Here is a 7054-nt window from a genome sequence, read left to right as displayed (position 1 = left end):
CCGTCACACCACGCGACCTTCGCGCAGCCCTGGGCGTTCACCACCTCCGCCACGGCGGTGTCGACCAGCAGGTCCAGACGCGTGGTGAGGGTGCCGTCGGCGCCCATGCCGACCTTCTCGGCGAGCTCCGCGCGCGTATACCGCTCGCGCGCATCGCGAAAGGCGCCCACCGCCGCGCGGGCGGCTGCGGCCAGCGCGGGATCCGTCCCGGACGGAATCTCCGGCTCGGGAACCGGCCACCGGGTCACCGCCGCACCCCCAATTGTCACCAGACACCCCAGGATGACAACACGGACCGCACCACCGGCCACGGGCGGCGCGGCTCGACCAGCACAAAGTCAGCGCGCAGCCCCGGCTCGAGCCGACCGCGGTCGGGAAGTCCGGCGACCTCGGCCGGCCCGGCGGTCACCAGGCCGATGGCGGCCGGCAGGGTGGCGAGCCCCTGCTCGGCGAGCAGCATGGCGGCCGCGAGCAGACCGGAGGGCAGGTAGTCCGACACCAGCGCGGTCACCAGGCCGCGGCCGACCAGGTCACGGCCGGAGGCGTTGCCGTTGTGGGAACGTCCCCGCAGGATGTTCGGGGCGCCTATGACGACGGGAAGTCCGTGGGCGCGGGCGGCTTCCGCCGCTTCGATCGTGGTGGGGAACTCGGCGACCGCGCAGCCGCGGTCCCGCAGCTCGGCGATCTCGGCGGCCGAGCTGGGATCGTGCCCGAGCAGCCGGATTCGCGCCGAGCGCGCGGCGAGCCAGACCAGGGCCTCCTCGCGGATGTCGAGCCTGCCGTCCCGGTCGGCGATGAGCTGGTCGACATGCTCGCGAGCCTCCGCGTCGGACATGCCGCGGCTGCCCATCAAATAGCGCTCGTAGTGCTCGCGGACGGCGTACTGGCCCTGGCCCGGGGTGTGGTCCTCGTGGGAGACCAGGGCGCCGTCGGGAACCTGGTCCAACCGCCGCGCCAGCGCGGACAGCGCTTCCGGGCTGCGCACGTCGAGCCGGTACAGGATCCGGTGGTCGACGAGCCCGCCGGTATAAGCATCGATCGCCTCGCACGTCTTCTCCGCCTGGCCCACGCTGCGCGGGATGTCGTGGTGGGTGTCCTCGAAGGAGATGCCGTGGAACACGGTCGTCACGCCCGCGGCCCGCAGCTTGCCCTCGAAGGACAGCAGCGCGAACTCGATCGGCAGCTCGGCGCCCGGTCGGGGCAGCTGCTCGTTCTCGAGCCCGTCGCTGTGGGTGTCGACCAGACCGGGCACGCACAGCAGGCCCTGACCGTCCACGTCGGCTCCGGAGCCGGGCGGATGCTTCTCGACGGCGGCGATGCGTCCTCCGCGGACCACGATCCGGGCGTCCTCAAGCAGCCGGTCGGGCAGCACGGCCCGCACGTGGCCGAGCACGTAGTTGGCGGGTGGCGCGGCCGGGGGCCAGGATGGCGGGGTCCAGGATCCGGTGACGGTCGTGCTCATGCCACACCCGCCAGCAGGTCGGCGCAGCTACCGGACCGCTCGACCAGACCGCCGGACATCAGCACGACCCGCGACGCGAGCCGCCTCATCGCATCGAGGTCGTGGAACACCGCGAGCACCGCGACTCCTTGCGCGGCAAGAGATCCGATCAGCTCCAGCGCGGCTTCGCGGTTGGCCGGGTCCAGCGCGGACACCGGCTCGTCGAGCAGCAGCAGCCGCGGTGGGCGCACCGTGCCGGCCGCGAGGTTCACCCGCTGCCGCTCGCCGCCCGACAGGACGCCACAGTCGACGTCCCACAGCCCTTCGTCGAGGTTCAGCCGCCGCAGCGCGGCCGCGGCCGCGTCGCGCGCCTCGGAGCGGTCGAGCCCCCGGCGGCGGGCCGCCGCGGCAACGACCTCCCACGGCCCGGTCCGCGGCGGCGCGGACAGGAATTGGGACACGTACCCGATCTCTCGGCCCCGCAGCCGGGCCATCGCCCGGTCCGCCAGCCCGGTCAACTCCACGTCTCCGGTAGCGGTGCGCAGCCACACCTCACCGGAGTCGGGCAGGTAGGTGCGGTAGACGCAGCGCAGAAACGACGACTTCCCGGCGCCGCTGGGGCCGGCCAGGGCGACGTGTTCGCCCGCGCGCACGTCGAGGTCGACACCGTGCAGGGATTCGACCCTCCGGCCGTCGATGGTGTGCAGGACGAAGGACTTGCGTAGCTCGCGCACGGACAGCACTGCTTCCATCTGGTTTTCCGGGTGGTTTTCCATGCGGCTCACCTCCTGGCCGCGGCGACGAGCCGCTGAGTGTAGGGATGGTGCGGATCGTGGAACAGCTGGTCGGTCAGGCCCTGCTCGACCACGCGCCCGAGCTGCATCACCACGGTGCGGTCGGTGAGCGCCCCGATCACCGCGAAGTCGTGGCTGACCACGACGGCGGCGACGTCCCGCTCGGCGAGCAGGCCGCGCAGCAGGTCGAGCACCCCGGCGGCGACCGAGGCGTCGAGACCGGTGGTGGGCTCGTCAAGCAGCAGGACCGGCGGGTCGGTGGCGAGCGCCTTGGCGATCTGGACGCGCTGGCGCATGCCCCCGGAGAACGTGCGCACCGGATCGTCCATGCGCGCCAGCGGCACTTCGACCCGGTCGAGCAGTTCCGCGGCCCGCCGCCGGATGGCGTGGAAGCCGCGCCAGCCCGCGGCGGTGAGCCGTTCGGCGATGTTGCCGCCCGCCGTGATGTTGAGATCCAGTCCCGCCGCCGGGTCCTGGTGGACGACGGCCATCGCTCCGATCCGCAGCAGCCGGCGTTCCGCGGCGGGCAGCCGCAGGATGTCGGTGCGGCCGCCGTCGACCCCGGCCAGCCGTACCTGCCCGGCGGTGGCCGCCTGGTCACCGATCACGCAGCTGAGCACGGTGGACTTGCCGGAGCCGGACTCACCGATCACACCGAGGGCTTCCCCGGGAGCCACGTCGAACGAGACGTCCCAGGCCGCGACGACCGCCCCGGTGGCCGGGCTGATCGCCGTGCCGTACTCGGGCCCGGTACCGGGGATCGCGGCCGCGCCGCCCCGGCCGTGCACCTTCCCGAGGCCCGACACCCGCAGCGCCCACTCCTGCTCCGGCCCGCCGGGCACGCGCACCGAGGCGACCCGCGGTGTCTCCTCGGTGCCGCCGGCCACGGTGCCGCCGGCCACGCGGGCCCGGGGATCGAGCACCAGGTGCAGCGGCGCGCGCTCGCGATGCGCGGCCACGTCGGCGTCGTTCTCCCGCACCCGGGTGCACCATTCGATGTCACTGCACACGTAGCCGCCGTCCGGTCCGGCGTCGACCAGGAACACGTCGCCGCTGCCGCACCGCCGGCAGCGCGCGCCGGGCGCGTGCTCGACCTCGAACGGCACGTCGTCGAACGCCAGCGGACGCACGTCGGTGTGCGGCGGCACCGCGTAGATCTTCTTCTCCCGCCCCGCCCCGAACAGGTTCAGGTGCTCGCACTGGTGCATCCGCGGCACGTCCCACCGCGGGATCGGGCTCGTGGCCATCACGAACCGGCCGCCGACGAGCACCGGATAACCACTCGCCGTCGTAATCATCCCGTTCTGGACCAGGTCCTCGTACAGGCTGGTCCAGATCTTGGCGTAGTCGCCTTCGGCATGCATCCGCGCGCACTCGGCCACGGACTTCTCCACCCCGTGCAGGGGGTCGGGCACCGGCACCTGATACACGAGCACGTGCCGGTCGTCGAGCGCTTCTTCGGGAACCCGGTGCCGCGTCTGAATGACCGTGGCTTCGCGCGTGTCCGCCGTCTCCGCGCAGCCGGTGGTCGAGGCGATCATCCGGCGCAGGTTCGTGGCATTGACTCCGGCATCGTCGCCCTGGTCGATCACCTTGACCGCGTCGTCCGCCCCGATCACCGCGAGCGTCACCTGCAGACCGCCGGATCCCCAGCCGCGGGCGACCGGCATCTCCCGGGACCCGAACGGCACCTGATAGCCGGGTACGCACACCGCGGTGAGGATCGCGCGTCGGATCTCCCGCCTGGCGCCCTCGTCAAGGATGCCCGTCCCGCGTTCGAGCCCGTCGACGAGGTCCATGGTCAACGTCATCAGCATTCCTTCCCGGCCGGCTCCGCGACGCGCCCGGCCGGCTCCTCGCCGGCCGTCGCGGCGGTCTCCGAGGCGGCCCGCAGGGCCTGCTTGCGCTCGACGATCGAGCGGAACGTCACGTAGTGCGGCAGCTTGAGGTGTTCGATGAACCCGGCGGAGTCGAGCCCGTCGACGGTCAGCAGCAGCAGCTGCTCCAGCGGCCCCTTCCGCCCGAACCGCCGGTTCGCGATATCCAGATTGGCCATCGCGATGGCCTTACGCTCGTTGTGGGCGAGGCACAGCCCGTAGCCGACGTCGAGCCGGGTGTGGTCCTCGTCGGCGCCGTCAAGGTCTTCGATCGCTTCCGCTTCGGTGACCCGGAACTCGCCGAGCACCACCGGGTTGCCGGTGTGCGGATGCCGGACGCGCAGCGGCACGCGGCCGTGCCGCACCTCGCCGAGGGTTACCTCGTTCACGTCACCGTCCGGCCCGAGGATCGACCGGTACCACAGCGCGACCAGCGCGCCGGTCTCCCCGCGCGCCATCGACGCCAGGACGGCGGACCGCTCGGCGGGCGGGCGCACGGCCGTGCGGGTGATGTCGACCGGTTCGGGATCATCCCGGCGGCGCCGGTCGACGATCAGGTCCAGTTTGCGGAGCACGTCGAGGAACCGCCGCGGCCGGCGCTGCTCCTCGGTGCCCACCCGCACCGGCCGGGGCGGCCGCGGCGGGAGGGGCGACGGCCCGTCCGGCTGTTCCAACAGGCGGCCGGTGTAGTCGGTGGTGCGGCCCAGCAGCTGCGGGCCGCCCGGCTCGCGGAAGGCGGGCACGATCCGGCGCAGGATGGTCATCTCGTCCGGGTCGACCGGTTCGCTCACGGCCAGCCGCGGCAGTGTCGACCGGTGCGCCCGTACGAGGTGCACCGCCTCCGTCAGGTCTCCTTCGGCCTGGCGCAGCGCCGCGGCGGCGGTGGGTTCGTGGTAGAGCCCGCCCTCGCCCATCACGCGGTCCACGGCGAGCCGGAACCGCGCGGTGATCTGCGCGGTCGAGGCCCATGGCGCCGGGGCGTGGTCGCGCGCCCGCCGGACGAGGTCCTCCGCGGCGAGAATGGCCTCCAGCCCGCCACGCGCTCCTGAGTAGCCCATCAGCCGTCCCTCCCTTCGATGACGCCTTCGACGGTGGTGCTACGCGGGATCCCGGCCATCCGCCCATCCGAGGTGATCAGCAGCAGGTCGACGCCGGCCGGGAACCCTACCACGACCTCTGCCCGCGCCGGGAGCAGACCGTCTACTCCGGACACTCGCGTCCGCCCCGGCACCCCGGGCCCGGACAGCACCCAGTCGCCGCCGTCCACGTCGGACACGTCCACGTCGGACACGGCGAGGTCGGACACGGCGAGGCACGCCAGCGCGCCCTCCTCCGGCGCGAGCGCGCTCCCCCGGCACAGCGCGCGCAGCTCGTCCGCGGTCACCGGCCGCATCGCAGCGACGAAGCGGGCCGCCGAAACGGGCACCGCCGGCGCGGAGGTGACCACGCCGACCAGCTCGGCCCAGTCCCCGCCGTCCTCGCTGCCGTCCAGCACCGCGATTCCGGTGCCCAGATCGGCCATCGCCAGCACCGGCAGCAGCACCGCGGGCGTCACGCCGAGCCGGTCCGGGGGCAGCGCGACGATCCGGCCGGGCCGGGCCAGCGCGGCCAGCACCGCGCGGAACACCTGCTGTGATTCGTCCGGCCGCAGCGTGGCCGCCGCGATTCGGTCCACGAGCGCTCCGGTCACGTCAGCTCCTCGAACTCGACGATCGTGGGCGCCAGCTGCGCCCATTCCTCGGCTTCCCGCTCCTCGCAGCGCCGGGCGACGTCCCGGCACAGCTGCTCGACCCGCGGCGAACACGGCCGCGCGGACTCCACCTCCGCGTCGAGCACCGCGGCTGCCAGCGCGGCGGCCCGGTCGTCGCCGAGCCGCATCGACCAGCCGCGCTGCCCCGCGAGCTCCACCTCGGCCCGGCAGGCCAGCACGTCACCGAGCAGGAACCGTTCCGCCAGCACGGGTTCGCGTACCTGAGCGGCGACCACACCCACCTCGGGGCCGACCAGCACCCGCACCGGGACGCCGTCGGCGAGGCACTCGTCGGCCAGCGCGACGAGTTCCTCCCGTTCGGCCTGCGCCAGCAGCGCGCACCGCTGCTCGCGGCTCAACACGTCGGTCATCGCTCATCCTCGGAAATCGTTTCGGTCATCTCGACGATCACGCGGACCGCGTCCGCCCTGGTCCACCCGGTGCCGCACATCAGCACTCGGTCGGTCGTGGCATCCCGGCTCACGCTTTCGGTGAGGTACGCGGGGGTGCTCGCCTCGATCCGCAGCGCCTGCAGCACCCTCGGCGGCGGCACATCGAGGCTCACCCGGCACCACGCCCGCACCGGGTGCACCCGGCCCATCTGCCGTAGCACCAGGTCGAGCGACTCGACCACGTGCACCGCCAGGTGCAGGTCGGCCACCACGTCGACCGGGATCCACTCCTCACCCCAGCTCGCCAGCAGGTCGTCGATGTAGTACTCGCGGACGACCCGGTGCGCGAGCGCACCCGGCTCCCGTTCGAGCCGCGCGGCCTCCGCCGCCGGCAGCCCCACTCGGTCCGCGGCCTTCACCAGCGACCGCGGCGTGGCCCCGGCGGCCTCCACCGTCTGGTGCCATGACGGTGGGAGGCTGCGTGAGATCACGTAGTCGATGCGGGAGTTGACGAAGGTCCCGGCGCCCTGGACCCGGCGGACCATCAGCCGCCGCTCCAGCTCCTGCAGCGCCGACCGGGCGGCTGCCCGGCCCACCCCGAACCGGCTGGCCAGCTCGGGTTCGCTCGCCACCCGGGTACCGGGCGCGGAACCGGCCAGCTCGGCGGCCAGCCGGTCGGCGATCTCCAGATACTTCGTCATGTCCAGCACGATGCTCGCGCAGCTTGTCCGGACAACTGCGCCGCCCGGAACGCGCAAGGCCGCCTAGGTGAACATTGCAAACAGTTATTCCCAAAAAAC

At 73.2% G+C, this 7054-nt stretch carries 8 protein-coding genes; all 8 read right to left on the bottom strand.

Features of this window, described 5'->3' with window-relative positions; all coding sequences use genetic code 11:
• Window positions 1-269, bottom strand: a 269-nt coding sequence (locus AC08OX_RS12990) for a hypothetical protein (RefSeq protein ID WP_476608061.1), incomplete at its 3' end; no start/stop codon positions are given.
• The gene (locus AC08OX_RS12985; RefSeq protein ID WP_476608060.1) at window positions 266-1462 is read right to left on the bottom strand and encodes an alpha-D-ribose 1-methylphosphonate 5-triphosphate diphosphatase; all 1197 of its coding nucleotides are present in this window, start codon (window positions 1460-1462) and stop codon (window positions 266-268) included. The genes AC08OX_RS12985 and AC08OX_RS12990, both read right to left, overlap by 4 nt.
• A complete protein-coding gene (locus tag AC08OX_RS12980; protein ID WP_476608059.1) occupies window positions 1459-2217 on the bottom strand; it encodes an ATP-binding cassette domain-containing protein in 759 nt (252 codons plus the stop codon). Before AC08OX_RS12980 ends, AC08OX_RS12985 begins: the two co-directional genes overlap by 4 nt.
• Before the next feature lie 5 nt (window positions 2218-2222).
• The gene (locus AC08OX_RS12975; RefSeq protein ID WP_476608058.1) at window positions 2223-4046 is read right to left on the bottom strand and encodes an alpha-D-ribose 1-methylphosphonate 5-phosphate C-P-lyase PhnJ; all 1824 of its coding nucleotides are present in this window, start codon (window positions 4044-4046) and stop codon (window positions 2223-2225) included.
• On the bottom strand, window positions 4046-5170 hold the full coding sequence (locus AC08OX_RS12970) for a carbon-phosphorus lyase complex subunit PhnI (RefSeq protein WP_476608057.1): 1125 nt from the start codon (window positions 5168-5170) through the stop codon (window positions 4046-4048). Before AC08OX_RS12970 ends, AC08OX_RS12975 begins: the two co-directional genes overlap by 1 nt.
• Window positions 5170-5802 (bottom strand): phosphonate C-P lyase system protein PhnH, encoded by a 633-nt coding sequence (locus tag AC08OX_RS12965; RefSeq protein ID WP_476608056.1) that lies wholly within the window; start codon window positions 5800-5802, stop codon window positions 5170-5172. The genes AC08OX_RS12970 and AC08OX_RS12965 overlap by 1 nt, the downstream gene beginning before the upstream one ends.
• A complete protein-coding gene (locus AC08OX_RS12960; protein ID WP_476608055.1) occupies window positions 5799-6233 on the bottom strand; it encodes a phosphonate C-P lyase system protein PhnG in 435 nt (144 codons plus the stop codon). The genes AC08OX_RS12965 and AC08OX_RS12960 overlap by 4 nt, the downstream gene beginning before the upstream one ends.
• The gene (locus tag AC08OX_RS12955) at window positions 6230-6955 is read right to left on the bottom strand and encodes a GntR family transcriptional regulator (protein ID WP_476608054.1); all 726 of its coding nucleotides are present in this window, start codon (window positions 6953-6955) and stop codon (window positions 6230-6232) included. Before AC08OX_RS12955 ends, AC08OX_RS12960 begins: the two co-directional genes overlap by 4 nt.
• Between the last annotated feature and the right edge of the window lie 99 nt (window positions 6956-7054).

It is taken from the genome of Frankia sp. CoBUL1 (assembly GCF_978021245.1).
Note: the sequence above shows the minus strand (reverse complement) of the source record. Positions and strands in the feature narration are given on the sequence as shown.

Coding starts and splice junctions, on each gene's coding strand:
- AC08OX_RS12975 (WP_476608058.1), bottom strand. CDS start 4,046: ATGACGTTGACCATGGACCTCGTCGACGGGCTCGAACGCGGGACGGGC.
- AC08OX_RS12980 (WP_476608059.1), bottom strand. CDS start 2,217: ATGGAAAACCACCCGGAAAACCAGATGGAAGCAGTGCTGTCCGTGCGC.
- AC08OX_RS12955 (WP_476608054.1), bottom strand. CDS start 6,955: ATGACGAAGTATCTGGAGATCGCCGACCGGCTGGCCGCCGAGCTGGCC.
- AC08OX_RS12970 (WP_476608057.1), bottom strand. CDS start 5,170: ATGGGCTACTCAGGAGCGCGTGGCGGGCTGGAGGCCATTCTCGCCGCG.
- AC08OX_RS12985 (WP_476608060.1), bottom strand. CDS start 1,462: ATGAGCACGACCGTCACCGGATCCTGGACCCCGCCATCCTGGCCCCCG.
- AC08OX_RS12960 (WP_476608055.1), bottom strand. CDS start 6,233: ATGACCGACGTGTTGAGCCGCGAGCAGCGGTGCGCGCTGCTGGCGCAG.